The sequence below is a fragment of the Paenibacillus sp. sgz302190 genome (assembly GCF_059820445.1).
The window spans coordinates 1-1,504 of the sequence record NZ_JBZYAO010000092.1; the positions used below are offsets into that span (position 1 = coordinate 1).

Below are 1,504 nucleotides of genomic sequence, written 5' to 3' on the forward strand. Positions count from 1 at the left end.
TTGCCCGGCGTCTGGCGTCCCATTTCCATGCTCCGCTGGTGCCGATGTGTACACAGGACGGCGTGAAAATGTCGGTGGGCTTGCCGGATCAAGGCGAACCGCAAAAGCTGGAAGCTTATAACTATTCCATCAAAAAGGATCTGAAAAGCTACCAGTTGAAATCCGCAAACGGTATGCCGGAGCTGAACGAGCAGAACAGCATCAGTTATGAAGTGACCAGCGGCAACCTGCTGGGGCTGGGCAGCGCCGTGCAGTTCCAGCATCGGACTTTGTACGTATTCAGGTCGGAAACGGCGCTGGAAGGGGGCATCGTAACGAACCGCTATGTGCTGAAGGATCGGGAGGGGCTGCAGGTCCCGGTGGAATACCGTTATGCACTGGCCGGAGTTTCCCTGTTCGGTAAAATTGCGGGTGTAGCCAAGGATCAGGTCAAGGTGAACCTGCACATCGACGGAGGACAACCGGCGGGGGGAGGATTATGGTTTGCCTATTCGACGGTGTATTCGTCGCCGGACGGAAGCGGCTGGTATTGCATGCCGGAAGTCGGGGACGAGGTGCGGTTGTATTTTCCGGATGAGCAGGAAAAGCATGCGTTTGCCGCCAGCTCCGTNGGACGAGGTGCGGTTGTATTTTCCGGATGAGCAGGAAAAGCATGCGTTTGCCGCCAGCTCCGTCGATGTTGCCTCCTCGAATCCTGAAAAACGGGGGAACCCGGCCGTGAAAAGCATCAGCACCAAATACGGCAAGCAAATCGTCTTTCAGCCGGGTTCGGTAGAAATCATCGGCAGCGGCAAGCTGTTAATGCGGCTTACGGATGACGGGGGCATTGAGATCAATAGCGACAAAAAAATCGTCTTAACCGCCGAAGACGATATCGAAATTAACGGAGGGGCCAAGGTGCTGATTCAGGGGGAAGGCGGCGTGGATTTGAAGCAGGCGGACGCCAGCCTGCAGATTAACGATCAAGTCACGATCAGCGGAGGCAAGGTCAATATCGTATAAGCCGGGGGTGAGCCGGAATGGATAGGCAAGCGGCGTTGGACGATTTTTTGGAGAAGCATGTTTTTGACAAGTGGCTGGAGGATCTCGTGCCGATCGATCAGGCGCTTCGGGAGCAGCGGGCGGGCATCGAACAGAGCTTCGGTCAAGCATTCGAGACGTTGTGGACGCAAGCTTCCCGGCTCCAGGCTGAGGGCATAAAGGGAGACATTCACTATGTGTATATCTCTTTGTTGCGGACAGGCATTATGGAGGGAAAGGCTTTGTATCGGGTGGACGCCTACGATCAGAACTGGTTCGCGGACCCGATGGAATGCATGTCGACGTGGCGCGCGGATGTGATATTCGAGCCGCTGTTTCGCCGGATGGCCGAGCTGGAAAAGGCGAAAACTGCGTATGCGAGAAAAGTAACTTCCATGGATATCGATAGAATCCAGCAAATCGAGATGGTGAAGTATCACTTGCTGGCTGTGGAGTTTATGAAAACGATGGTGCCGGCGCTGCT

At 55.0% G+C, this 1,504-nt stretch carries 2 protein-coding genes; both read left to right on the plus strand.

Annotation, left to right across the window (positions count from 1 at the left end):
- The first annotated feature begins 624 nt into the window (after positions 1-624).
- Positions 625-1,002 (plus strand): hypothetical protein, encoded by a 378-nt coding sequence (locus AC6RNO_RS36540; RefSeq protein WP_497108433.1) that lies wholly within the window; start codon positions 625-627, stop codon positions 1,000-1,002.
- A 17-nt stretch (positions 1,003-1,019) separates the two neighbouring features.
- On the plus strand, positions 1,020-1,504 hold a 485-nt coding region (locus AC6RNO_RS36545), incomplete at its 3' end, for a hypothetical protein (protein WP_497108434.1).